We start from the raw sequence: 26,619 nt of genomic DNA, 5'->3' as shown, positions 1-26,619 counted from the left end.
TAACTAGGTGAAATTAAAAATCTTTATTACACACATTATGAAATAAAGGGATGATTAGTTTGAGTACAGGTGTAAAAGCAAACGACGTGAAAACAAAAACAAAAGGAGCAGATCTTGTTGTTGATTGTTTAATTAAACAAGGTGTGACACATGTTTTCGGTATTCCAGGAGCGAAGATTGACTCTGTATTTGATGTACTGCAAGAAAGAGGACCAGAGTTAATTGTTTGTCGTCATGAACAAAACGCAGCATTTATGGCAGCTGCTATTGGTAGATTAACAGGGAAACCGGGTGTATGTCTTGTAACTTCAGGACCAGGGACATCGAATTTAGCGACAGGTCTTGTTACTGCGAATGCGGAGAGTGATCCCGTTGTTGCTTTAGCTGGTGCAGTTCCACGTACGGATAGATTAAAGCGTACGCATCAATCTATGGATAATGCTGCACTATTCGAACCAATCACAAAATATAGCGTAGAAGTAGAGCATCCTGATAATGTGCCAGAAGCACTTAGTAATGCATTTAGAAGTGCGACTTCCACAAATCCAGGAGCTACTTTAGTAAGTCTTCCGCAAGACGTTATGACTGCGGAAACGACTGTAGAGTCTATCGGTGCGCTTTCTAAGCCACAGCTTGGAATCGCTCCCACACATGAAATTACATATGTAGTAGAAAAAATAAAATCAGCGAAATTACCAGTTATTTTACTCGGTATGAGAGCGAGCACGAATGCAGTAACGAAAGCGGTTCGTGAATTAATTGCTGATACAGAACTTCCTGTCGTTGAAACATATCAAGCAGCTGGCGCGATTTCACGTGAGTTAGAAGATCATTTCTTCGGCCGCGTTGGATTATTCCGTAACCAACCAGGTGATATTTTACTAGAAGAAGCAGACCTTGTTATTTCGATCGGTTATGACCCAATTGAGTATGATCCGAAATTCTGGAATAAACTTGGAGACAGAACGATTATTCATCTTGATGACCATCAAGCGGATATCGACCATGATTACCAACCAGAGCGTGAATTAATTGGCGATATCGCTTTAACTGTAAATAGCATTGCAGAAAAATTACCGAAACTTGTATTAAGTTCGAAATCAGAAGCAGTGTTAGAACGATTACGCGCGAAATTATCAGAACAAGCAGAAGTTCCAGACCGTGCTTCAGAAGGTGTTACGCATCCGCTTCAAGTTATTCGTACACTTCGTTCTTTAATTAGTGACGATACAACTGTGACATGTGACATCGGTTCACATTCTATTTGGATGGCAAGATGTTTCCGTTCTTATGAACCACGTAGATTATTATTTAGTAACGGTATGCAAACGTTAGGTGTTGCACTTCCTTGGGCGATTGCCGCTACTTTAGTTGAACCGGGCAAGAAAGTTGTTTCCGTGTCAGGTGATGGTGGTTTCTTATTCTCTTCGATGGAATTAGAAACAGCGGTACGTTTAAACGCACCGATCGTACATCTTGTATGGAGAGACGGTACGTATGATATGGTTGCGTTCCAACAAATGATGAAATACGGTAGAACATCAGCTACAGAGTTTGGCGATGTCGATCTTGTGAAATATGCAGAAAGCTTCGGTGCAAAAGGTCTTCGCGTTAACACGCCTGATGAATTAGAAGGTGTATTAAAAGAAGCACTAGCAGCAGACGGCCCTGTCATTATTGATGTTCCAATTGACTACCGTGACAACATTAAATTAAGCGAAAAATTATTACCAAACCAATTAAACTAATGGAGGCATGATTGAGATGACTGTTGCACAATTCATTGATATTGATGCAAAAAGAACGAAAACGAGTAATGAAGTATATCAAACATCTACAATGCTTGCGCTATTAGATGGTATATATGATGGTGTGATTAGCTTTGAGGAATTGAAAGAACGTGGTGATTTCGGCATCGGCACATTTGATCAATTAGATGGTGAAATGATTGCGTTTGATAACGAATTTTATCATTTACGTTCAGACGGTTCAGCAGAAAAAGTAGAACCAGAAGAAACAACACCGTTTGCGACTGTAACGTTTTTTGAAAAAGAAATGAGTTATACAGTAGAGCGCCCGATGAATCGTGAAGAAGTTGAGGCATTATTACATGAATTAATGCCAAGTAAAAACTTATTTTACGCTATTCGAATGGACGGTACATTCCGTGAAGTAAGAACGAGAACTGTTCCAAGACAAGAAAAACCGTATACACCGCTCGTTGAAGTGACGAAATCACAACCAATCTTTTCATTTAAACATACAGAAGGTACGCTAGCTGGATTTTGGACACCAGATTATGCGCAAGGTATTGGTGTAGCTGGTTTCCACTTACATTATATTGATGATGAAAGAAGCGGAGGCGGACATGTTTTCGATTATGTGGTAGAAAACTGTACGATCCAAATTTGTCAAAAGGCTCATATGCATTTAGCACTTCCAGAAACAGCTGACTTTATGGCGGCTGAATTATCAAGAGAAAATTTAGAGGATAATATTGCGACTGCGGAAGGCGCGGAGTAAAAAGGGAGAGACTGTTCCATTTTGGAACAGTCTTCTTTTATGAATATTTTTTGTTGAATCGTTTATTTCTTTGAAACAAACGGATGCCCTTCATAATAAAAACGCCACGGATAATGTACAGCTTCTTCTGCATAGTCGATGTTAATACGAGGACCTGCTGTTATTTGATATTGTGATGACATGTGTTCTTCTTCTCGGACGAGTTCAATATGTAATGTGTCACTTTGTAACGATACGCCGCGTTCTTCTAAAGTAATTCCGAGTGCACGGCATAGTTTGCCAGGACCGTTTGTTAAATTTTTATATTGTGCCTTCGTAACGTCTGTTTTGTTGTAACGTGCTAGTTTTATTTCTTCAATCCCGTCTACTGGTTCAAGGGCTCGAATGAGAATGCCTTGTGGGGTGCCAACTGGCGCTGTAATGACGTTAAAACAATGATACATACCGTAAATCAAATATACGTAAGCATGCCCCGGTGCGCCAAACATGACTTCTGTACGTTCCGTTCGTCTGCCGCCGTAACTATGCGCGGCTTTATCATCGGGACCTTTATATGCCTCTACTTCTACAATGATTCCGCTTCGTTTTATTCCATCTACAATATGTACAAGTTTTTGTCCAAGTAATTTCTTTGCTACTTCTAACGTATCGCCTTCATAAAAGGAAGGTGGTGCTTGCATTGTACTATCTCCTTTACTGAGTGTATATGTATATAGTAAACCAAATTTTCAGTAGTAATTCTAACTCGTTCTATTTGCTACATTTATTTCATAAATTATGGATAGAGTACAACAGCGAAGAGGGGGAGTGCGACATGATTTATCGCTTACTAGCTCTTAATATAGATGGGACACTACTATACAACAACGGAAAAATTGCAAAAGGATTAAGAGAAACAATTGAATTTGTGAAAAGAAAAGATGTATACGTTACATTATTTACGAGCCGTAATTTTCAATCCGCTCATAAAGTAGCAAAGGCGTTAAAATTAGATTCTATATTAGTGACACATGGCGGTGCTTTCGTTTCAGCAACTTTAGATAAGCCGTACGTTCAAAGAAGATTATCGGAAGAGAAGACGTTTAACATTGTGCAAGTGTTAGAGCACTTCGATTGTAACGTCCGCATTTCTCATGAACGGTTTTCAATTGGAAATCGTGAGAGAAATACACCAAACTTAATTGCGCGTACTGTATTATCAAGCGCAGATCCGTTATTTTATCCGGTTCAATTTGTAGACTCGTTAGGTGATGCACTTCGTGATCATCCAGTAGCGGCACCAAAAATTGATGTTATTTTCCAAAGTAAAGGTGAAAAAGAACGAGGGATAAATACATTAAGAAAAGCATTCCAAGATATAGAGTATGTTGATTGTGATTCAAAGCGAATAGAAATTTTGCCGCAAAATGTATCAAAATTACGCGGATTACAATTGCTTGGAGAGCATTTAAATATTTCGCTAAACGAAATGGTTGCGATTGGAGATAGTTTAGAAGATCTAGAAGTAATTGAAAATGTGGGGCTTGGTGTAGCAATGGGGAATGCACCTGTAGAGTTAAAACAAGCAGCTGACTGGATTACACGTTCGAATAGTGAGAACGGCGTAGAGTATATGATTAAAGAACATTTCCGTAAGCAATTCCCGCTTCCGTTTTTGAAGAATCATAAAAATACACCGAAACGATGAAAGAAAAACGTAGCTTTTGGCTACGTTTTTTTATTAGTTTTATTCGAAAAATGAAAACGTTTTACCGAATAAATTGTGTCTGAAGTTCATACAATTCACTTGAATCATTTAGAAAATTGTTGTAAAGTGGTTGATGTTGACAAAATAGTTACACCACATGAAATATTCTCCAGATTAATTTTATTGAGCTCCATATGCAAAAATACTTCCGCATGATAGTTTCGTTCACGTATTATCTCAAAAATGAATTGTAGTAATTTTATTGATCAGTTGTAGAGTTTCTTGTTTTTATTTAAATGGATGATTTTAAGTTATTGTGAGTAAGCCTTGGTACATATGAAAGGTGCTTTTTTGTTTGGTTTTAGGAAGTTTAAAAGGGGGAATGAATTTCTTGAGGAAATCATTTAATCAAAAAATAAAAAAATTAAGTAGTAGTTTTATAGTTATGTTACTAGTATGTATGAATTTTTTAATCCATTTACCATATAAAGCAGAGGCAGCTACAACAGAATTAAAAGGTTTAGGTGATGTATCTTATTACAATGCAATCATTTTTGGAGATCATAGTGCAACGAGTGCGGATATTGAGGGTGCGATGGCTGTTCAAAAAAATATGAACGCATCAAGTTATACAGTCTTAGCGGCTGCAACGGGAGCGCATAACTTAGCTGGAGCAACATGGGTAGATGAAGGATATCCATCATTATTACTAGGTGGTCAATTTACGAAAGCGGGAACAGGACAAGTAATTATTCAAGATGGAACAGTGGCAATGACAAAAGACGGTGACCCAGAAGGTGCAATGAAATCATCATATGACCGTATCTCTTATAAAGAGCAAGCGGAGATTGATGCTAAATTTAAAGAATTTAGAAAAGACGTTGATAGCGTAATTGAGGATGCGGGCCAATTACATACGGATAAACCAAAATCGGGTATGACCTTTGGGATCGGTGAAGATGTAAATAATCCTAATATTTATGTTTCTTCCGGACAAAATGGAAAGAAAACATTTGATGTAAAAGACGTTTTTCTTCCGAATGTAAGTAATAAAGACTTTATGGTTATTCATTCAGATGCGGAAGAAGTTAATTTTGGTGGCGGTGCAATCCTGTATGATACAACAGATAAGGGCGGGTTCACATTAGTTAATACATCTCAAGCATATGACCCTAATTCCTTTTTTACTGAGTTAGCTAGTAAAGTCATTTGGGTGTTCCCTAATGCTACAAAGATAACAACTAAAGGATATGGTGTAGTAGGAAGTATATTTGCGCCTAATGCAGTTGTAGAGACAAAGGGTGGTTCAATTAACGGACAAGTCTATGTTGGTGGCTTACATCAAAGAGATGGATTTGAGGTTCATAATTTTAAATTTAATTGGCCAAAGTGGAAAAAGCCGGCAGCTGAAAAGGGAAATTTACAAATTAAAAAAGTTGATGAAAACGATGAAAACATTGTTTTAAAAGACGCAAAATTTGATGTTATAGACAAAGATAATAATGTTGTGGCTACTGTTACAACAAACGAAAAGGGTATTGCGGAAGTTAAAGATTTACCATTTGGTGATTATTTTGTAAAAGAAATTAGTGCACCAGAAGGATATATAAAAGTTGATACACCAGTAAAAGTAACAATTGATAATACAAACATAATTGAATTTGTTATGAAGAATACGAAAAAAGTAGAAAATGGTCAATTTAAATTATTGAAAAAAGATAGTGAATCTGGTCAACTTTTACCAGGTGCAAAATTTGATGTTATAGATAAAGATGGGAACATTGTCGAAACAATTATTACAGATGGTAAAGGTGAAGCTTTATCAAAACAACTTCCAGTTGGAACATATACATTAAAAGAAGTTGAAGCACCAAAAGGTTACGAACTATCATCTAGTTTAGTTCATGTTGATGTAGCTGCTAATAAAACAGTGACTGTAGATGTGTTGAATAAAAAAATTGTTGAAAAAGCTACAGGTCAATTTGAAATCGTAAAAGTGGATGCAGAAGATAAAGCGAAAGTATTATCAGACGCAGAATTTGAAGTGTACAAAGATGGTAAAAAAGTAGAGACGTTACGAACAGATAAAACAGGTAAAGTAATCTCTCAGAAATTAGAGCCAGGAACATACACATTAAAAGAAACGAAAGCGCCACAAGGATATACATTATTAAAAGAAGAAATTGAAGTCGTTGTGGAAGCAAACAAAGTAGTACAAGTACAAGTAGAAAACGCAAAAGAACTAGGAAGCTTACAAGTAATCAAAAAGGATGCAGAGAGTGGAAAAGTTCTAGAAGGCGCAGAATTTAGACTAAAGAACGAAAATGGTCAAGTAGTTGGAGAAGCGAAAACAACGAATAAAGACGGTGTAGTACAATTCAAAAACTTAGTACCAGGTAAGTATACTTTAGAAGAAACGAAAGCGCCGGAAGGCTATAAAGCAGTAGAAGTAACAGTCGAAGTAAACGTAGTAGCAAATGAAGTAGTAAAACAAGAAGTTATGAATGAAAAAGTAACAGGTCAATTTGAAATTGTAAAAGTAGATGCGAATGATAAAGCGAAAGTATTATCAGGTGCAGAATTTACAGTATATAAAGATGGTAAAAAGGTAGCGGAACTGAAAACAGATGAGAGTGGAAAAGTGATGTCACCAAAGTTACCATTAGGTGAATATACAGTGAAAGAAACGAAAGCACCAGAAGGTTACAAGCTTTCAAATAAAGAATGGAAAGTAACAATACAAAACGAGAAAGAAGTAGTGAAAGTAGAGGCGGAAAACGAAAGAATCTTAGGTTCTCTACAAATTATTAAGACGGATGATAAAGATCAAGCGAAACGTTTAGCAGGCGCAGAATTTACATTGAAAGATGCGCAAGGGAATGTTGTAAAAGAAGGAATTACAACAGATAAGTCTGGAATTGTTAAAGTAGACGGACTAGTGCCTGGTGAATATACGTTAGAAGAAACAAAAGCGCCAGAAGGTTATGAGTTAACAAAACAAGTAATTCATGTAACAGTTGATGGGGAAAAAGTTATTGATGTAAAAGTAATGAACAGTAAGAGCCTTGGTCAATTTGAAATCGTAAAAGTGGATGCAGAAAATAAAGCGAAAGTATTATCAGATGCAGAATTTGAAGTGTACAAAGATGGTAAAAAAGTAGAGACGTTACGAACAGATAAAACAGGTAAAGTAATCTCTCAGAAATTAGAGCCAGGAACATACACATTAAAAGAAACGAAAGCGCCACAAGGATATACATTATTAAAAGAAGAAATTGAAGTCGTTGTGGAAGCAAACAAAGTAGTACAAGTACAAGTAGAAAACGCAAAAGAACTAGGAAGCTTACAAGTAATCAAAAAGGATGCAGAGAGTGGAAAAGTTCTAGAAGGCGCAGAATTTAGACTAAAGAACGAAAATGGTCAAGTAGTTGGAGAAGCGAAAACAACGAATAAAGACGGTGTAGTACAATTCAAAAACTTAGTGCCAGGTAAGTATACGTTAGAAGAAACGAAAGCGCCGGAAGGCTATAAAGCGTTAGAAGTAACGGTAGAAGTAAATGTTGTTGCAAATACAGTAATAAAGCAAGAAGTATTAAATGAAAAAGTGAAAGAAAAAATTACAGGTCAAATAGAAATTATAAAAGTAGATGCTAATGATAAAGATAAAAAATTAGCGGGCGCAGTGTTTGAAATTTTGAAAGATGGAACAAAAATAGACACATTAACATCAGATGAAAATGGTAAAGCAACTTCGAAAGAACTAGAGCCAGGAGATTATATTTTAAAAGAAGTTCAGGCACCAGAAGGATATAGTTTATCTGATAAGGAAATTGAATTTACGATTTCTAATCAAAAAATTGAAGTAGTAAAACTTCAAATTACAAATGAAAAAGAAACAAGCAAAGGTCCAGAGAATCCAGGTGAAGAAACAGGAACACCGGGTGAAGAAACAGAAAAACCAGGTGGAGAGATAGAAAAACCAGGTGAAGAAACAGGAACACCGGGTGAAGAAACAGAGAAACCAGGTGAAGAGATAGAAAAACCAGGTGAAGAAACAGAGAAACCAGGTGAAGAAACAGAAAAACCAGGTGGAGAAACAGAAAAGCCAGGTGAAGAAACAGAAACACCGGGTGGAGAAACAGAAAAGCCAGGCGAAGAGACAGAGAAACCGGGTGAAGGAATGGTAAACGTAGATAAAGAACAACCAACCTTACCAGAAAAAGGACAAGATGCATCTCATGCACAACGCCTTCCAGCCACAGGACATGATATGAATTATCTTCCATTCGTTGGTTTTGCCCTTGTTTTATTAGGAATACGACTTAGATTTATGATTAAAAATAGTTAATAGTTTTATAAAAGGCATAAGAGAAATGTTATCTCTTATGCCTTTTAGTTTTTTGTTTAAGCTTCAATAACTTTAAGCATTCGATTTAAAAAAGCGGCTGATTCAGCACGTGTTGCTGTGCCTTTTGGTACGAATTCATTACGCTCGTTCCCTTTTACGATTCCGTATGCGTAAACATTTTGTAATGCCTTCTTATCGTATGCTAAATTTTGATCAGTGAATGGTAATTTCATTTCTTTTCTATAAATCCAGTTATATGCTAATGCACGGTCAATCATAATAACAGCTTCATCACGTGTTATTGTAGCGGTTGGATCAAATTTATTATTTCCGCGACCACTAATGATACCTGCGCTAGCAGCACGGTTAATTCCATCTACTAAAGATGGATGCGCTTCGTTTAAATCTGTAAATTTAGCGTTTCCGGCAGGTAATTTTAAAGCTCGCGACATTAAATTCGCAAATTCAGCTCGTGTTACGAGGCGGTTTGGCCAGTAAGAACCATTTCCATCACCGAACATAATTTTCCTAGCTGCTAACTGACGAATATCTTGTTCATACCATCCACCTGTAATGTCGTCTTTTTCATGAGGGACTTCTGGCGGCGGAATAACATCTTTACGGTGTTCATTATAGTAAGCGTTTGTGCCCTTTAAGAAAGCATCCCATTGCCCGCGTTGAATCATAAATGCAGGGCAGTTTTTTCTGCTCCAAAATTGATGCTTTTGCACGTGATCTAGAGATATGTTTAATTCGTTCATTAAATAAGCAGCTAATTTCCGGGCATTTTCTACCGCTTTCGTATAATTTCCATCACTATTCACAGCAATTTCAATTCCGATAGATTCATAGTTTCCGGTCTTATTTCCAGCATGCCAACCAACTTCATTTAATGGAAGGTGTTGATAAATTTCTTTATCATCGACAGTAAAATGCCAAGATGCTGAACGATCAGTATTTCCGCGGGCTTGACTATCTAAGTACTTCGCATGATTTAACGCGTTAGCACCTTTACTCGTATTAGCAGTTTCATGAATTGTAATGTATTTCGGTTCCATTGCGTATCCAGGACGAATGTTTTCATTCCCTTTTGGAACGATCATTTCTTTAAATGTAACACCATAAACGTTATTTGTAGGCAAATTAGATGGTGTTTTGAAGAAAGTTGCGCTTCTTTTTTCGATAGAACCTGTTTTTTCAAATAATGATGCTTTCGTACCTTCGAATGTAGCTGAAGGAGCATAAATCCATTTCTCAGTTCCGTTCAGTTGAATTTTAAACCAATTTCCAGCTTGTTCAGTAGGAGCTACTGTTTGTGGCTGTAATATCGTTTCTTCTTTAAACGATTGGAAAGGGAATGAGTATACTGATGTTTCTTCAGTTACAATTAGTTTTTGATTTGAAAGTTTATGAATCTCTTGTATTTCTAAACTATTATTTTCCTTATTAACCCAACCAGAACCGGATGTAGTTTGTACGTAATATGTATTACCTTTTTTCTTCGTTGCCTTTACTACTCGTTCAGTAATTTCAATATTTGTTTTGGTTTTTAAGTCGTTTGCATCGTATAGTGGAAGTTTTGTTGATAAGTGGAGAAGATATTCACCTGAGATTTCAAGGTCGTTTTCCTCGTCATGTCTATGCTGCTTTGCATGTTCTTCAATGCTTTTTAAAGCTTGTTCATCAATAGACAATTCCGCAGTTTTCTCTATATTTTCTGCGAATGAAAGGGTAGGTGCTACAAATGTTTGTAATGCCAAAGTTAGTGCCAAAATGTTGTAAAACCTTTTTTTCATAGTTGTTTTTTAACACGTTATAGTATCTATGTCGTGTTAACAGTCCTCCTTTAGATGTATTTTAAATTAGTAGCAAGTACTAATACGTTCTAGATTGTAACAAGAGTATATTACAATGTCTATACAACTAAGAAAAGTTCGTGAAAAACCAATATTCAGTTTGTTTTAAATAGGATATAGAAATAAGGTAAAACCTTCTGTATTGACCTACAAACGCCCTTCAAGTAAACTAAAGAGAGTTTGCAAATGAAAAGGTGATAATGTTGTTAATTTCAATTAAAACGTTACAAGATGATCGTTTTTTACGTCCGCTGCAAAATATTGGCGGCTTATTTTTTGAAGATAGTACGATTGGGTTTGAACAAGAGGAAGCAAATCTTATCGTTGATATACACATTGAAGAGAATGTGAAAGCATCTGCTCGTTTAACAGATGTTGCTACTGGAAATGTGTATGAAGAAACATTCGCAAAAGATTTATCTGCTTTCACAGATGAAAAAGAGCGTATGAAGCAAGTGAAGCACGTTGTTTCTTATGTATATCTTTCTGTTCTTCAGCAGTTAACTGGTCTTGAACAAAGCTGGGGCATTTTAACAGGAGTTCGTCCGACAAAACTTCTTCATAAAATGCTTCAAAGTGGTATGTCAAAAGAAGAAGCACACCAAGAACTTCGTGAAAGCTATTTAATTCATGAAGAGAAAATTGAACTTCTTCAGCGTATTGTGGATTGCCAATTAGCGGTAGTTCCGGATTTATACCGTTTGAAAGAGGAAGTAAGTATTTATATCGGTATTCCATTCTGCCCAACAAAATGTGCATATTGTACATTCCCGGCGTATGCAATTAACGGACGCCAAGGCTCTGTTGATTCATTCTTAGGTGGTTTACATTATGAAGTTCGTGAAATTGGTAAGTTTTTAAAAGAAAAAGGTGTAACAGTTACGACGATTTATTACGGCGGCGGTACACCGACAAGTATTACAGCGGAAGAGATGGATATGCTGTATGAAGAAATGTATGAAGCGTTCCCAGATGTGAAAAATGTGCGTGAGGTAACAGTTGAGGCAGGTCGCCCAGATACAATTACGCCAGCAAAACTAGAAGTGTTAAATAAATGGAATATTGACCGCATTAGTATTAATCCGCAGTCATACCATCAAGAGACATTAAAAGCAATTGGACGTCATCATACTGTAGAAGAAACAATTGAGAAGTATCACTTAGCTCGTGAAATGGGAATGAACAATATTAATATGGACTTAATTATTGGTCTTCCAGGTGAAGGGCTAGATATTTTCAAGCACACGTTAGATGAGACAGAAAAGTTAATGCCTGAATCGTTAACAGTTCATACGTTATCATTTAAACGTGCTTCTGAAATGACGCAAAACAAACGTAAATATAAAGTAGCAGGTCGCGAAGAAATTACAGCGATGATGCATGAAGCAGAAGAGTGGACGCAAAAGCATAATTACGTACCATATTACCTATATCGTCAAAAGAATATTTTAGGTAACTTAGAGAACGTTGGTTATGCAATGCCGACGCAAGAAAGTATTTATAACATTGTTATTATGGAAGAAGTTCAATCGATTATCGGACTTGGTTGTGGTGCATCAAGTAAATTTGTTCATCCGAAGACAGGTGCAATTACGCACTTCGCAAATCCGAAAGATCCAAAATCATATAACGATGGCTTCGTAAAATATACAGAAGACAAACTGAAAATTTTAGAAGAGCTATTTGTATAAGAAGAAAGAGGTTGTTCCAATTTGGAACAGCCTCTTTTTTATATTGTTGTGAGTAAGTTGCTATAATTTCATTTACCAAGAGACCACACTGTTTGTAAAACTATGTCGATAATAATCAGAAAAATTAGTCAAATCATTAGAGGACAATGTCTACTTATGGACGAAATGATAGATTTATGAAAGAGAAAAGGGGGAAATTGTTGGCATGTACATGACGATAGGGAGAATATTTGATTTAGCGGTTGGTAAGTATCCAAATAAAGAGGCGTTAGTAGAGCCGGAAAAAAATATTCGCTGGACATATAAACAGTGGGATGAGCAAATAAATAAAACGGCGCAAGCTCTGTTGAAAGAAGGGGTAAGAAAGGGAGATACTGTATCTGTCTACTTATATAATTGCCGTGAATTTGTAAACGTTTACTTAGCCTGTGCGAAAATTGGGGCAATCTTTAACCCGATTAACTTCCGTTTAAAAGCAAAAGAATTATCGTATATCCTTCAAGATGCAGCTTCGAAAGTAGTAGTCTTTGAAAAAGCGGTTGAATCAACTGTTGCTATCATTGAACGCGATTTTCCAAATTCGGCTTTTTGGTATGTAGAAGAAGATACACCTTCCTATGCTAGTTCTTACCATGAAAAAGTTAATGCGGCATCTTCTGAGAAAATAGATATCGAAATTGATGAAATGGATTATTGTTCTATGTTATATACGAGCGGTACGACAGGTCATCCGAAAGGCGTATTGCATCGTCATCGTGAAATGACTGAGCATAGTATGATTTGTACGTATTTCTTAAAATATAATAGAGATAGTGCCGGACTTGTTGTAGCACCTTTATATCATTGCGGCGAGTTAAATGCTGGAATCATTCCGCGCATTCAAGTTGGCGGAAAGAATGTTATTTTGCATCATTTTGATACGGATAGAGTATTACATACGATTCAAGAAGAGAAGATTACGACGTTTTTTGCAGCACCGACGATGTGGAATATGTTACTGCAAAAAGATTTAACACAGTACGATTTAACGTCGATGAAGATTGGTATATATGGCGGAGCGGCGATGGCACCAGCATTAGTGAAGGAATGTAAAGAACGTCTTTATATTGATCTTGTACAAATTTACGGAATGACAGAAATGGGGCCAGTTGTTGCGTTTCTCGTAGAAGAAGATCAAATTACGAAAGCGGGTTCAGCAGGCACGCCATGCTTTAGTCATGAAATTCGCATTGTAAAACCAAGCGAAGATGCACCAGCAGAACCGGATGATGTATTGCCTCCTTATGAAGTTGGGGAGATTATTTTGCGCGGCCCGACTATGATGGCTGGTTATCATAACCGAGAAGAAGCAAATGCAAAATCGATGTATAAAGGATGGTATCACTCGGGTGATTTAGGTTATTTCGATAAAGATGGCTATTTATTCGTCGCAGATCGTGTGGATGATATGGTAATTAGCGGCGGCGTTAATATTTATCCACGTGAAATTGAAGATTTCCTTCATAGTCATCCTGGTGTATTAGATGTTGCAGTGCTTGGAGAGCCAGATGAATTATGGGGAGAACGTGTTGTGGCTGTTATTGTAAAGAAAGATGAAGCGATTACCGACGATGATTTGGAAATATATTGTAAAGAAAGTGATGAATTAGCAGATTATAAACGTCCGCGTCATTATTTATTTGTGGATGAACTGCCCCGTAATGCGAGTGGAAAATTACAGAAGTTTGTGCTTAGAGAGTCTTTAAAAGGAGCAAAAAAATAGAAAGTGGGGGATACCCACTTTCTATTTTTATTTACGTGAAAAACCTTCTTCATCAAGGTATTCCGCAGCTTCTGGATAAGAGTTGAATGTACCGTCTAAGTTTACACCAGCGTACACGTTCCACATATCATCCTCTGAGATAAGAGTAAGGATATGACCGTCTTCGTTATGCCATTCTTCTTCTTTTGCAGGTTCTGCAGGAATTACTACTTCTTCTTGTGAAAGTAATTCAATTGATTGCTCGATTACTGAGCGTAATTCATCTGCTGAAAATTCGCGGATGTTAATCATACCTTTATCATCCGTTTTGTAACCTTTAATACCACTTGCATATACAAAGCCGTTTCCATTTGGATGTAAGTGATAAACAACGTTCTTTTTATCTAAACGACTTTCTTCGAAGTGAAAGTTCACGCGTTTTAATGATACGTTTTTTCTTTCTAATTCAGGGAAAGATTCAATAATCGATAATTTTTCTTCAAAAGTTAGCATAGTGCCTCCAAATATATAATAAAAGATTTAATTTATCTATTATAGCATAGTTATAATAGTTTCCAAAGATGTGATGGGAGCTTACAATTGAATGCGTTTACGTCACGATACTGTAAAAAGTGGACTAACGAATGTATCTTTTTAGGTGTACAATGGAAAATGGACTTAATGTGAAGGTGGTTATTTATATGTTTCAAAAAATAGCAAAGGAATGTTTAGCTGGTTTTACTGTTGCGATTGTTGCGTTGCCACTTGCCATTGCATTTGGTATTGCTGCAACGGGAACGTCTGAGGGAGCACTAGTCGGATTGTATGGTGCGATTTTTGCAGGTTTATTTGCGGCGTTATTTGGTGGTACACCTGGGCAGGTAACTGGGCCAACTGGACCGATTACGGTTATTGCAACAGGGGTTATTGCGACGCACGGGTTAGAGGCGAGTTTTATAGCCTTTATGATGGCGGGACTGTTTCAAGTTTTATTCGGTGTATGTAAGCTTGGCTCTTACGTTCGATACATTCCGTATCCTGTCGTTTCAGGATTTATGAACGGTATTGCATTGATTATTATTTTAGGTGAAATGAAGCATGTGCAAAATAGTTTTCTACTCGTAGTATTAACGATTATTGTAATGATTGTTTCTGGAAAATGGATTAAGGCCATTCCGTCTAGTTTAGTTGCATTAGTCGGTGTAACTGCTTTGCTTCCTTTATTTTCTTCTGCGTTAGAAGGGCTTTCAGTGAAGTTACCGATTATTGGAAATCTGTCATTAAATAAGGTGATTGAAAAGATTGGAATGATTCCAGAAGCGATGCCGACGCTTCATATTCCAACTTTAAGTGGAACAGGGATCGCAGAACTTATGTTACCAGCGCTTAGTATTGCTTTATTAGGATCGATTGACTCGTTGTTGACATCGGTCGTAATGGATAATGTGACAGGTACACGTCATAAAAGTAATAAAGAACTGGTCGGACAAGGTATCGGTAATATGATGAGCGGGTTGTTTGGCGGATTAGCAGGGGCAGGGGCGACTGTACGGTCTATCGTTAATATAAGAAGCGGTGGTAAAACGGCGCTTTCAGCATCTATGCATAGTGTTATATTATTTATTTTCATTATGGGACTAGGCTCGGTCGTACAATACATTCCGCTTGCTGTATTATCAGGTATTTTAATTTTAACTGGTATTGGCATGTTTGATTGGGAAAGCATGAAGAAAATGCATGTAGCACCAAAAGGTGATGTCATTGTTATGCTCGTAACGATGGTTGTCACAGTGAAGTTTGATTTAATGATCGCTGTTGCATTCGGAATTATTCTTTCGTTCCTTATATACATGGTAAAATGTAAAGAACGTAAAGCTTCTATTGTAAAAGAAAAGGAAGCGACGTATAAAATTAAAGGCCCACTTTCTTTTTTAACAGTGGATCGTATTTTTTATGCTTTACAAGACGTAAAGTCTCCAGTTGTTTTACGTATGAAAGATGTACGCTATATGGATGTATCAGGAGCTATGGCGTTGTTAACCTTTGTTGAGCAGTCGGATAAAGCGGGCGCGAGTGTGACGCTGGAACATGTACATCCGCATGTTGAAAAGACGATAGTGACGCTGGCGAATGATGAGCAAAAAGATAAATTACAGTTTGTAAAAGCTGAGGTTATATAAGGAGATGCCCTCGTATGAGGGTATTTTTTCATTGTATTTAATATCTCTATATAGAAATGTTTTACGATTATTGACATTTATTAATCTTAGCAGTATAGTAACATCTTAGATTAGCAATATGCTATTATAAGAAGGTATATGAATTTTGAGATTCCTTTATATTCAGAAGGAAGAGCTTTAAGCTGGAGGGAATATTTGATGTACAAACAGTTACCACATGGAGTGAAGATCGGGATTACGCGATCAATTGTTGTTTCTTTTGAGAAGTATATGAAAGAAATTGAATGGAATGAAGAAAAATTTGATATGCAGCAATTTGTTGAACAGTGGAAACAATATTTATACACAAAATCAACTTGGATTAATAAAGTAGACGAAGAGTTGAAAGGACATCCAGATTTCCATCAAGCATTAGCGATGAAAGTGAATGAAAAAATTAACGAGTTTATTAATGAAAAACCGAGCGAAGAGCAAGTAGAACATTTAAAGAGGCATGAAATGCAACAAGCAGATGAAATGTGCAAATTAGAAGCTGAATATCATATTGAACGTTTATTAGTAACGAAGTAAATTTTACATAAAGAATAAGCCTGTCCAAGGAGGTGTGATGACCATCTTTTTGAACAGGCTTTTTGTATGAAAAAGAATAAGAGAGGCTGCTTTGGAAGCAGCCTCTCTTATTAGTCTTGTGGTACAAACGCTTTCCAAGAAGATAGATCCATATCTTCTTTTAATATAGATGAAACAGGGAAGACAAATGACCACGGTTTTGTAGTGTTCGCTTTAATTTCAAGATTCGGTAATGTGAAAGCACCTTTCACAACAACTACACCAGAAGCATCTTCAATATGAAGAGGAAGCTGCTCTAGTTGAATGTTGTCTTTGCAACCGTTACGAATAAGAAGCGTTGTATGTAAATCACCGTTTTCTTTTCTTGCAGCTTGCAGACCTAGGAAGTTAATTTCACCATCATTTGGAGGTGTTAAATTGTCTACGAAATTACGTAAAGCTTCTTTGCTTGCTTCAGGTAACTGAGCTTCCCAAGATGGGTCTAAATCTAATGCATGCTTACTTTCAAGTTCAAACGCTAATTCCCAATCTGTTTGCGATAATTCGGCATCTGTAATTGTTTCTTGCTCAAATGTAAAGATGAATGGCATATTTACATTTGCAGGAATATCTCCTAATGCAGAAAGGTTAAATGTTTTGCGGGCACATAGTTTCTTCTCTTTATTTAGAAGAATTAATGTAACCTCTTCGAAAGAAATTGGTTTCGGAACAGTGCTACGAATAAATACAGCTACGTCATAACCATTATCACGTTTTTCAATCTCAATTCCAGATAAAGAAATTTGATATTCTTGTAAACGTGTTAGTTCTTTATGTAAAAATTGATAAATGTATTTTTGTTCTTGTGCTACTGCACCCCAGCTTTGGTGGAAGTAAAGCGTTGGTTTAACAGTTTTATTTTCAGTATTTGTTTCTTCTTGTCCGAATAATTGATTACTAGAGACAGTCGTATCTTTTCCGCTTTTCTTAGCTCTTTTTAGGAATGATAACATTATCTTTCACCTCGTTATTGTACGTTTTCAGGAACACCTAAATGTCTTGCAACATAGCGGCACATTTCTTTTTCGAAATTACCATATGTGTATAAAAAGATATCTAAACCTTCTTTTTGATACAGACGAGTAGGGTCTTCTTGTTGATATTGTCTTAGCCCGATGCCTTCTTTTAGGTGGGTCATCGCATCTAAGTGATTTACCCAGTTCTGATCTAGGAAATGAAGGGCAACATATCGTAGCGACTGCTGTAAATCAGTATGGCTATTTAGTTCATTTACGCGCTCTTTATAAAGAGATAATGTTTCTTTCAAAACGGATTGTAAATCTTCCGGTGAATGTACATTATTCGCTGATAGTGATGGCATATTTGTTACTGGTAAAATTTCGTTTATATTTTCTGTTAAACGAGCGAAATCCCATTCTTCCGGAAGCATACCTTCTAAAAGATATTGCTTAGAAATGGCTTCTACAGCATGATCAATCATTGGAATAGTAATTTCAATCATATTTATATCTTCCTGTAACAAGTTATTACGTAATTTATAAATAACGTTACGTTGGTCATTTATTACATCATCTAACTTTAAATTGTACTCACGCATTGAGAAATGGCTACCTTCACAAATTAATTGTGTACGGTTCACGAAGTCATGAACTTTAGAAGTTAGAATAAGTCCTGTTTCATTTGTTTTCAGTGATTTATTTAATTTCTCGACTTCTTCTTGTGCGAAACGTTTTAGCATTTCATCTTCTAAAGAAAGGAAGAACTGAGAGCTACCTGGATCTCCTTGACGACCAGCACGACCTTTTAGCTGATTGTCAACGCGTCTTGATTCATGGCGTTCTGTTCCAATTACATGTAATCCACCAATTTCATGGACACCCTCACCTAGTAAAATATCAGTACCTCGTCCGGCCATATTCGTTGCAATTGTAATTTGTCCTTTTTGTCCAGCTGTTGCGATTAAATCGGCTTCTTGTTCTGCACTTTTTGCATTTAATAATTGATATGTAATATGCGCTTCATCTAAGTAACGAGCAACGGTTTCTGATTGTAAAATAGACATTGTCCCAATTAAAATCGGGCGTCCTTGTTTATTGTGTTTTAGAACATCTTCACGTACAGCTTTATATTTAGCATCGGCTGTTACGTACACGACGTCATTTTTGTCTTCACGAATGATAGGACGGTTTGTCGGAATCGGCATAACTTCCATGTTATATACACGGTTAAATTCTTTTTCTTCTGTTTTTGCTGTACCTGTCATACCAGATAATGCTGGATACATACGGAAGAAGTTTTGAATTGTAATGGACGCTTGTGTTTGGTTTTCTTCTGTGATTTCTAAACCTTCTTTCGCTTCAAGAGCTTGGTGTAAACCGTCACTTAAAGAGCGGCCATCCATAACGCGGCCCGTGAAAATATCTACAAGTAGAATTTTTTCATCATGTACAATATAATCAACATCACATTGGAAAGCGACATGAGCTCGTAATGCTTGAATCATATAATGATATAAAGTTTGATGTTCTAAATCATATAGGTTATCGATATCAAATAAATCTTCTATTTTTGTAATACCGTCTTCTGTAAAACTAGCAGATTTCGTTTCTGCATCGTACGTGTAATGAAGAGTATCCTGGAATGATTTAATAACTTTTGCACATAAATAGTGTAAATCAGAGCTGCTTGATTGCTTACCAGCGATAATAAGAGGCGTCTTCGCTTCATCAATTAAAACGCTATCAATCTCATCGATAATAGCAAAATGGTAGGGACGTTGTACCTGCTCATTTTTTGAAGCGGCCATATTATCACGTAGATAGTCAAAGCCAAATTCTGTTCCAATACCATATGTAATATCAGCTTCGTAAGCAAGTTTCTTTTCGGTAGGATCAATTTGAGGAATATTCAATCCAACCTTTAAACCTAGAAATTCATGCACTTGGCCGATTAATTCTTTATCTCGCTTTGCTAAATAGTCGTTTACAGTAATAACGTGAACGCCTTTTCCTTCAAGAGCACGTACGTATGTTGGAAGAGAAGAAACTAATGTTTTTCCTTCGCCAGTTGGCATCTCTGCAATATTACCTTCTAATAGTACAAGGCCACCAATTAACTGCACATCGTAGTGACGTAATCCAAGTACACGCTTTGCAGCTTCACGTACAACAGCGAACGCCTCTACTTTTATATCATCCACTGTTTTTCCATCGTGTAGCATGTTTTTAAATGTGATAGTTTTATGACGTAAGTCTTCATCAGATAAATCAGATAGTTTTTCTTCTAGGTTATTAATTGCTTGAACAAGTTGTTCATATTTTTTTAGTTTTCTCTTTTGAGAATCTCCTAACAGTTTTTTTACCGAATTCAGCATGTTGTAAACACTCCCCTTACTGACAATAGCTACATTATAGCACATGTTTATCCTGAATAAGTAGAAGTAGTAAATTGAAGAAAAAACTGGATAAAAATAAGGTGTTATTACATATTATATATTTAAAAGCCATAAAGAAAGAGAGTATTCAATGTATAATAAATTTGGTATGATAGCTAAATGAGATAAAGTGAAATTTTTCTAAAAAGAGAAGAATATAGTTATCTCGTTTTATGATGTAATATGTATGGAAATTATATATTGAAAGAAAAGAGCTAGAAGATGAATAATAAGTTTGTGAAAGGCGCTGCGATTTTAACGATTACAACGTTTCTATCGAAAGTGTTGGGAAGTTTTTTTCAAATCCCATTACAAAATATAGCAGGAGATGAAGTGCTGGGGATTTTTCGCCTTGTTTTTCCTGTATATATGATAGCTTTAACTTTATCAGTAGCGGGAGTACCGCTAGCTATATCACAGTTAATCGCTGAACTTCATGAGAAGAATGATAAAGATGGGATTGCCAAACTATTTACGTCAGCATCTATTATTGGAGTAATATTTGGGGTGCTTGGATTTTCGGTTATTATGATTGGATCAAGTATGTTTGCAAATATGCTTGGTGGACAAGATACGAGACTCCCATTAATTGTCACTTCGTTTGCTTTATTAATCGCACCATATATGGCGGTATATCGAGGGTATTTCCAAGGTTTTGGAGATATGATTCCTACCGGGGTGTCACAAGTAATTGAGCAGTTCATTCGTGTTTTCTTTATGTTAGCAATTGCATTCTTATTCGTATCTTGGAATAAAGATAGTGATGTTATAACAGGCGGTGCAATGATTGGTTCTTGCCTTGGGGTAATTACGTCACTTATCTATTTGAAATTGAAGTATGTAAAAAGTATATATCGTTATAAAAGTAATACATATTCACTGCAAGACTTTAAAGAAAATGCAAAAAAAATACTTCGGGTCTCGATTCCAATTGCGATTGGAGCATTATCGATGCCGTTGTTAAATTTAGTTGATTCTGTAACGATTCCACATATGCTACATGAATCCACTACAACGATTCAAGAACAATTTGGTATATATAGTCGTGGTTTTGCGTTTACACAATTAATTGTCGTGTTTGCAAGCGCGATGGTATTTCCGTTAATCCCGTTGTTAACTGCTGCATTAACAAAGAAAGATATAGCGTTAGCAAAACACACAATTGAACGAACAAATGAGCTTGCTCATATTTTAACAACGCCGATAACAATCTGGCTCATGGCACTTACAGTCCCGTTAAATGTTGGGTTGTTTACAGATGCTAAAGGGAGCGGCATGTTAGCTATTTTAATTGGTAGTTCGTATTTCACATCACTTATGGTATTATCAATAGGAATTTTGCAAGGAATTAACCGTTCTAAGCAAGCGGCGTGGATAGTTGTTGGAGCGAGTTTTGTAAAAGTCATATTAAATATAGTACTCGTAAGTCAATTTGGCATAACTGGTGCGGCTTATAGTACACTTATCATATATATCATGATTTGTATCGTAAATTATATATACATTCGAAAAGAATTGCCTTATTCGATTCGAATGGGGAGATTTTTTGCTGTAATTGGAGTATCTAGTATAGTAGGTATAGGATTATATTTCGCATCTACTGTAATAAATGTGTTAGATTCTAGACTTATTGCAGTAATATATAGTGGTTTAGCATTTTGTGTGGCCTTGTTCATATATGGCATATGCGCATTAAAGTTGAACTGGATATCCAAAAAGCAAATTCCATTTTTACGTAAGTAAATTTGTCTATAAATGAGTATGTCTATGTATATGTTTGTGAAAGAAATCAATTTGAAGTTATCCAACTTTTCTTATTAAAGAGTTGATAGCAATTTGTTGAATGACAAAAAGTTGATTGCGAAATGTTGGAGGAGATTAAGAGTGCGGTTAGTTTTATCAGGATATTATGGTTTTTATAATGTTGGGGACGAAGCAATTTTGCAATCAATTATTAAAGCGCTACATGAAGAGGATCCTACTCTTGAGCTTGTTGTACTTTCGAATGACCCCGACTATACAAGAAAAATGTACGGTGTAGAGGCAGTAAATCGCTGGGATATAAGAGCAATTTATAAGGAAATAAAGAAAAGTAACGGTTTAATTAGCGGAGGGGGAAGTCTCCTTCAAGATAAAACGAGTATTAAAAGCATTTTGTACTATACAGGTATTATGCGGATTGCTCGCTTTTTGAAGAAGCCGTATTATATTTATGCGCAAGGAATTGGTCCAATTACGAAAAGACAAAATCGTTTATTAGTGAAATGGCAAGTATCAAAAGCGGCATATATATCAGTTCGTGATGAAGATTCATTTTTGTATTTAAAAGAAATGGGTATTAAGAAAGATATCGAACTAGTTCCAGATCCAGTATTGGCATGTCAACCAGAAGGAATGAAGTCGGATTGGCTGCGAAAACATTCAATTCAAGGGAAAGTAATTGCAGTTAGTGTGAGGTATTGGGACGCGAAAGAAGATTATATGAAGAAGCTAGCAGATACGCTGAAAAAATTTAAGCGTGAAGGATATCATATTTTATTCGTACCAATGCATGGACCATTTGATCAAAATGCATCACGCGATATTATTAACTTAATGGGAGAAGAAGCCCATATGCTTCCGTATAAGCTGGATATCCATGAGAAAATTTCAATTTTGTCGGAATGTTCACTTCTAATAGGTATGAGACTTCATGCGCTTATATTATCAGCGGTTGCTAATATTCCTATGGTCGGTATTTCATATGATCCAAAGATCGATTCATTTTTACAACAAGTAAATCAGCCGATTATCGGAAACGTAGATGGTGACTGGACGGCTGAAACTTTGTATAACGTGGCAACGAAACAACTAGAACAAAAAGAATATGTACAAGCAACATTGGAACAAAGAGTAGAAGAATTGCGAGAACAAATTTCAACAGCGTCTCGCTACATCATAAGTGACTTGAATTCAAAAGAGTTCGAAAAAAGAGGAATGTAATCTTAACTTAAGAGGACATCCTCTTTTTTTATTATTTGAAAAATAGAAAATGTCGAAAGAAAAGGAATCTTTGTAGAAAAATGTCGAATTTTACAAGTAATTTGAAAGCTATGCTCATAAAAAAAGAAGTTTGAGAGATAAGATGTATGTTTAATAATCCTAACATTATCATATAGAGAATATTAGGATTTGGTGTTTTATTTGGTAAATTATAAGAAAATAGGTTTGGTAATTTTGAAAAATGAGAAGGTAAGAAAAGTGTCGAATTATATAAAAATAAGCTGTCGATTAATGTCGTAATATCTTTATAGTTAAATATTTAAATTGGAATTGTTTTTCTGTTATAGTTGTAAATGGTTATAAGAAGATTGTTGAAAATGTAATTCTGACACGTTTTACTATTTGTTTAAAATATTCTGATTTTATAATCTGGATGTTTTAAAATAAAAGTCGAAAAAATGATCGTTCAGAATTTCGAAAATTCACTTTTTTGTCGAATTTGAGATTTTAAATTGGATGAAAAGAGTGTATGATTTCTTTAAGATTCTGTAATATAGGATATTCTATTATTCTGTACAAAGAATACGTTAACCACATTTATATCTACTAGTTTCAAAAATAAATAGAATATCTATTTAAAAACTTATGGAACTAGTATTACATTCCTAAGGAGGAAATATATAAAATGGCAAAGACTAACTCTTACAAAAAAGTAATCGCTGGTACAATGACAGCAGCAATGGTAGCAGGTGTTGTTTCTCCAGTAGCAGCAGCAGGAAAATCATTCCCAGACGTTCAACCTGGTTCTTGGAGTGCAGAGTACATTGATTATTTAGTAGCAAAAAAAGCAATCGAAGGTAAGCCAGACGGAACATTCGCTCCAACTGAAGCAATTGACCGTGCTTCTGCAGCGAAAATCATGGCAATTACATTAGGTTTAGACGTTAAAGATGGTGCAAAACCAACTTTCAAAGATGCTCAAGATTCATGGGCTGCTAAATATATCGCAGCTGTTGAACAAGCTGGTGTAATTCAAGGGGATGAAACTGGTAAGTTTAATCCAAACAACCAAATTAATCGTGCTTCTATGGCAACAATGATCGTAAAAGCATACAAATTAGAAAGCAAAGTAAGCGGAGAATTAGAAACTAAATTCTCTGATTTAGAAAAGCACTGGGGTAAAAAAGCTGCTAACATCTTAGTTGCTTTAGATATCACTAATGGTACTGGTAATGGTTGGGAGCCAGATAAAGCTGTAACTCGTGCAGAAGCTGCTAAATTCATTGCTAAGACTGACAAAGAGTTCGGTAACGAAGCAGTAACAGTTGAATCTGCTAAAGCAGTTACAACTCAAAAAGTAGAAGTTAAATTCAGCAAAACTGTTGAAAAATTAACTAAAGAAGACGTTAAAGTAGCTAACAAAGCTAACAACGATAAAGTATTAGTTAAAGATGTAAAATTATCAGATGATAAAAAATCTGCGACAGTTGAATTATATAGCAACTTAGCTGCTAAACAAACTTACACTGTAGATGTAAACAAAGTTGGTAAAGCAGAAGTAACTGTAGGTTCTTTAGAAGCAAAAACAATCGAAATGGCTGATCAAACAGTTGTAGCTGATGTGGCAACTAAATTACAATACAAAGTTACAGATGAAAACGGTACTGAAGTTGTTTCACCAACAGGTATTGAATTCGTAACTCCAGCTGCTGAAAAAATTAATGCAAAAGGTGAAATCACTTTAGCAAAAGGTACTTCAACTACTGTAAAAGCTGTATATAAAAAAGACGGTAAAGTGGTAGCTGAAAGTAAAGAAGTAAAAGTTTCTGCTGAAGGTACTGCAGTAGCTTCAATTTCTAACTGGACAGTAGCAGCAGATAAAGCTGATTTCACTTCTAAAGACTTCAAACAAAACAATAAAGTTTATGAAGGTGACAACGTTTCTGTTCAAGTAGAATTAAAAGACCAATTCAATAACGTGGTGAAAAACGTTAAAGCTGAATATGAGTCATTAAATACAGAGGTAGCTGTAGTAGATAAAGCTACTGGCAAAGTGACTGTACTAGCTGCAGGAAAAGCGCCAGTAAAAGTAACTGTTAAAGATGCAAATGGTAAAGAGCTTGTTTCAAAAACAGTTGAAATCGAAGCTTTCGCTCAAAAAGCATTAAAAGAGATTAAGTTAGAAAAAACTAATTTAGTACTTTCTACAAATGATGTAACTGACTTAGCTGTAAAAGCTCCAGTATTAGATCAATATGGCAAAGAGTTTACAGCTCCTGTAGAAGTGAAAGTATTTGATAAAGATGGTAAAGCAGTTCAAGATCAAAAATTAAAAGCAACTCATGCTAATAAAGAGTTAGTTTTAAATGCAAATGGTCAAGCGGCTGGTAAATATACTGTAGAATTAACAGCTAAATCTGGTAAAACAGAAGTAAAATCTACATTAGCTTTAGAATTAAAAGCTCCAGGCGTATTCTCTAAATTTGAGGTTCGTGGCTTAGAAACTGAATTGGATAAATATGTTACTGAAGAAAACAAAAAGAATGAAATGGTAGTTTCTGTTCTTCCAGTAGATGCTAATGGTTTAGTTTTAAAAGAGAAAGAAGCAGCTACAATTACAGTTACTACTACAGATAAAGATGGTAAAGTAGTAGATGCAACTCCAGGTCAAGTAGCTGTAAATAATACTACTGGCACAATTACTGTAGGAAATGAAGCAAAAGCTGGTGAAACATACAAAGCAACTGTAATAGCAGACGGTAAGCTAATCACAACTCACTCATTCAAAGTTGTTGATACAGCACCAACTGCTAAAGAATTAGCGGTAGAATTTACAAGTACATCTCTTAAAGAAGTAGCTCCAAATGCTGATTTAAAAGCTGAACTTTTAAATATCTTATCTGTTGATGGTGTACCTGCAACTACAGCAAATGCAAAAGTTGCTAATGTAGAATTTGTTTCTGCTGACACAAATGTTGTAGCTGAAAACGGTACAGTTGGTGCAAAAGGTGCAACTTCTATCTATGTGAAAAACCTGACAGTTGAAAAAGGTGGAAAAACACAAGAAGTAAAATTTGATAAAGCTGTACAAGTTACAGTTTCTATTAAAGAAGCAGCAAAAAACTAATTTAAAATCATTCGATACATGAAATGATTAGTAAAGCCTATGAGAAAATAGACAAAAGTCTATGAGTATCATAGGCTTTTTATTTTGATCTTATTTCGTGTACATTTGAAATTGAAAAGAAAAGTTTTATTGAGAAACAAATCGAAAACGTTTTCAAAAATAGAAGAATACCTCATCGATATGTAAATTATTTGTAAATTAAAACCTTTTTTTGTTAAAAAATCATTCGAAAAGAAGAAGAAAATGTCGAAATACAATATTTTTAGTCGGATATAGTCTGAAAATTGTATTTATTGTAAAAAATAATTAAGTGATGAAGTGGAAATATATGCTATAATTCCAATTGTGTATTCGATATGAAAAATATACGAAGCGCAGTGAGGGTGGTTTATAGGAAAACAGTTTGTTCATTTCTATATTTGAGTATTATTAATATAATAATGATACGATTAAAAGACTGAAATATCAGAATATGTCGAAT

16 protein-coding genes are annotated in these 26,619 nt (G+C 35.6%); 11 read left to right on the top strand and 5 right to left on the bottom strand.

Features of this window, described 5'->3' with window-relative positions:
* Positions 1-59: 59 nt before the first annotated feature.
* Together alsS and alsD are read left to right on the top strand one after the other, a co-directional pair.
* Complete coding sequence (gene alsS, locus ILT06_RS12215; protein ID WP_088047946.1) at positions 60-1,748, top strand: acetolactate synthase AlsS; 1,689 nt, start codon at positions 60-62, stop codon at positions 1,746-1,748.
* A gap of 16 nt (positions 1,749-1,764) precedes the next feature.
* Entirely contained in the window at positions 1,765-2,523 is a 759-nt protein-coding gene (gene alsD / locus ILT06_RS12210) for an alpha-acetolactate decarboxylase (RefSeq protein WP_088047945.1), read from the top strand.
* 62 nt (positions 2,524-2,585) lie between these two features.
* Here the strand turns inward: alsD and ILT06_RS12205 are convergent, their stop codons facing one another.
* Positions 2,586-3,203, bottom strand: coding sequence for a DNA-3-methyladenine glycosylase (locus ILT06_RS12205; protein WP_098102524.1), 618 nt, complete (start codon positions 3,201-3,203; stop codon positions 2,586-2,588).
* Between the two features lie 134 nt (positions 3,204-3,337).
* On the opposite strand from ILT06_RS12205, the gene ILT06_RS12200 reads away from it, so the two are divergent.
* Both ILT06_RS12200 and ILT06_RS12195 read left to right on the top strand, forming a co-directional pair.
* A complete protein-coding gene (locus ILT06_RS12200; protein WP_088047943.1) occupies positions 3,338-4,210 on the top strand; it encodes a Cof-type HAD-IIB family hydrolase in 873 nt (290 codons plus the stop codon).
* A gap of 391 nt (positions 4,211-4,601) precedes the next feature.
* Positions 4,602-8,558: a SpaA isopeptide-forming pilin-related protein gene (locus tag ILT06_RS12195; protein ID WP_222655132.1), complete on the top strand. Its 3,957-nt coding sequence runs from the start codon at positions 4,602-4,604 to the stop codon at positions 8,556-8,558.
* Between the two features lie 56 nt (positions 8,559-8,614).
* Here the strand turns inward: ILT06_RS12195 and ILT06_RS12190 are convergent, their stop codons facing one another.
* The gene (locus ILT06_RS12190) at positions 8,615-10,354 is read right to left on the bottom strand and encodes an S-layer homology domain-containing protein (RefSeq protein ID WP_222655131.1); all 1,740 of its coding nucleotides are present in this window, start codon (positions 10,352-10,354) and stop codon (positions 8,615-8,617) included.
* A 260-nt stretch (positions 10,355-10,614) separates the two neighbouring features.
* Here ILT06_RS12190 and ILT06_RS12185 point away from each other — a divergent pair, with 260 nt between their 5' ends.
* Positions 10,615-12,105 (top strand): coproporphyrinogen III oxidase, encoded by a 1,491-nt coding sequence (locus ILT06_RS12185; RefSeq protein WP_002007015.1) that lies wholly within the window; start codon positions 10,615-10,617, stop codon positions 12,103-12,105.
* Between the two features lie 205 nt (positions 12,106-12,310).
* Positions 12,311-13,867, top strand: a complete 1,557-nt coding sequence (locus ILT06_RS12180; protein ID WP_064473717.1) for a fatty acid--CoA ligase — start codon at positions 12,311-12,313, stop codon at positions 13,865-13,867.
* 27 nt (positions 13,868-13,894) lie between these two features.
* Here ILT06_RS12180 and ILT06_RS12175 read toward each other — a convergent pair whose 3' ends face one another.
* A complete protein-coding gene (locus tag ILT06_RS12175; protein ID WP_064473718.1) occupies positions 13,895-14,359 on the bottom strand; it encodes a hypothetical protein in 465 nt (154 codons plus the stop codon).
* Between the two features lie 188 nt (positions 14,360-14,547).
* Here ILT06_RS12175 and ILT06_RS12170 point away from each other — a divergent pair, with 188 nt between their 5' ends.
* Positions 14,548-16,026 (top strand): SulP family inorganic anion transporter, encoded by a 1,479-nt coding sequence (locus ILT06_RS12170; RefSeq protein WP_261784495.1) that lies wholly within the window; start codon positions 14,548-14,550, stop codon positions 16,024-16,026.
* 198 nt (positions 16,027-16,224) lie between these two features.
* On the top strand, positions 16,225-16,596 hold the full coding sequence (locus ILT06_RS12165) for a hypothetical protein (protein ID WP_098102528.1): 372 nt from the start codon (positions 16,225-16,227) through the stop codon (positions 16,594-16,596).
* 110 nt (positions 16,597-16,706) lie between these two features.
* Here ILT06_RS12165 and ILT06_RS12160 read toward each other — a convergent pair whose 3' ends face one another.
* Together ILT06_RS12160 and secA2 are read right to left on the bottom strand one after the other, a co-directional pair.
* Positions 16,707-17,588, bottom strand: coding sequence for an accessory Sec system S-layer assembly protein (locus ILT06_RS12160; RefSeq protein WP_098102529.1), 882 nt, complete (start codon positions 17,586-17,588; stop codon positions 16,707-16,709).
* A gap of 14 nt (positions 17,589-17,602) precedes the next feature.
* Complete coding sequence (gene secA2 / locus ILT06_RS12155; RefSeq protein ID WP_064473722.1) at positions 17,603-19,969, bottom strand: accessory Sec system translocase SecA2; 2,367 nt, start codon at positions 19,967-19,969, stop codon at positions 17,603-17,605.
* A gap of 282 nt (positions 19,970-20,251) precedes the next feature.
* Here secA2 and ILT06_RS12150 point away from each other — a divergent pair, with 282 nt between their 5' ends.
* The 3 genes from ILT06_RS12150 (at position 20,252) to ILT06_RS12140 (ending at position 26,138) form a co-directional block, all read left to right on the top strand.
* Positions 20,252-21,772, top strand: coding sequence for a putative polysaccharide biosynthesis protein (locus ILT06_RS12150; RefSeq protein WP_098102530.1), 1,521 nt, complete (start codon positions 20,252-20,254; stop codon positions 21,770-21,772).
* A 141-nt stretch (positions 21,773-21,913) separates the two neighbouring features.
* Positions 21,914-23,011, top strand: coding sequence for a polysaccharide pyruvyl transferase CsaB (gene csaB, locus ILT06_RS12145; RefSeq protein WP_064473724.1), 1,098 nt, complete (start codon positions 21,914-21,916; stop codon positions 23,009-23,011).
* Between the two features lie 685 nt (positions 23,012-23,696).
* Positions 23,697-26,138, top strand: a complete 2,442-nt coding sequence (locus ILT06_RS12140) for an S-layer homology domain-containing protein (RefSeq protein ID WP_088047940.1) — start codon at positions 23,697-23,699, stop codon at positions 26,136-26,138.
* Positions 26,139-26,619: the final 481 nt, after the last annotated feature.

Origin of the sequence: Bacillus sp. 17RED48, assembly GCF_019837545.1 — a bacterium.
Taxonomy (GTDB): Bacteria; Bacillota; Bacilli; order Bacillales; family Bacillaceae_G; genus Bacillus_A; species Bacillus_A wiedmannii.
The sequence above is the reverse complement of the archived record's forward strand: the minus strand, read 5'-3'. Positions and strand labels throughout refer to the sequence as shown.

What these genes read in the sequence shown, in the direction of transcription:
- alsD (WP_088047945.1), top strand. Translation starts at nt 1,765, where the DNA reads ATGACTGTTGCACAATTCATTGATATTGATGCAAAAAGAACGAAAACG.
- ILT06_RS12205 (WP_098102524.1), bottom strand. Translation starts at nt 3,203, where the DNA reads ATGCAAGCACCACCTTCCTTTTATGAAGGCGATACGTTAGAAGTAGCA.
- ILT06_RS12200 (WP_088047943.1), top strand. Translation starts at nt 3,338, where the DNA reads ATGATTTATCGCTTACTAGCTCTTAATATAGATGGGACACTACTATAC.
- ILT06_RS12190 (WP_222655131.1), bottom strand. Translation starts at nt 10,354, where the DNA reads ATGAAAAAAAGGTTTTACAACATTTTGGCACTAACTTTGGCATTACAA.
- ILT06_RS12185 (WP_002007015.1), top strand. Translation starts at nt 10,615, where the DNA reads ATGTTGTTAATTTCAATTAAAACGTTACAAGATGATCGTTTTTTACGT.
- ILT06_RS12180 (WP_064473717.1), top strand. Translation starts at nt 12,311, where the DNA reads ATGTACATGACGATAGGGAGAATATTTGATTTAGCGGTTGGTAAGTAT.
- ILT06_RS12175 (WP_064473718.1), bottom strand. Translation starts at nt 14,359, where the DNA reads ATGCTAACTTTTGAAGAAAAATTATCGATTATTGAATCTTTCCCTGAA.
- ILT06_RS12170 (WP_261784495.1), top strand. Translation starts at nt 14,548, where the DNA reads ATGTTTCAAAAAATAGCAAAGGAATGTTTAGCTGGTTTTACTGTTGCG.
- ILT06_RS12165 (WP_098102528.1), top strand. Translation starts at nt 16,225, where the DNA reads ATGTACAAACAGTTACCACATGGAGTGAAGATCGGGATTACGCGATCA.
- ILT06_RS12160 (WP_098102529.1), bottom strand. Translation starts at nt 17,588, where the DNA reads ATGTTATCATTCCTAAAAAGAGCTAAGAAAAGCGGAAAAGATACGACT.
- secA2 (WP_064473722.1), bottom strand. Translation starts at nt 19,969, where the DNA reads ATGCTGAATTCGGTAAAAAAACTGTTAGGAGATTCTCAAAAGAGAAAA.
- ILT06_RS12150 (WP_098102530.1), top strand. Translation starts at nt 20,252, where the DNA reads ATGAATAATAAGTTTGTGAAAGGCGCTGCGATTTTAACGATTACAACG.
- ILT06_RS12140 (WP_088047940.1), top strand. Translation starts at nt 23,697, where the DNA reads ATGGCAAAGACTAACTCTTACAAAAAAGTAATCGCTGGTACAATGACA.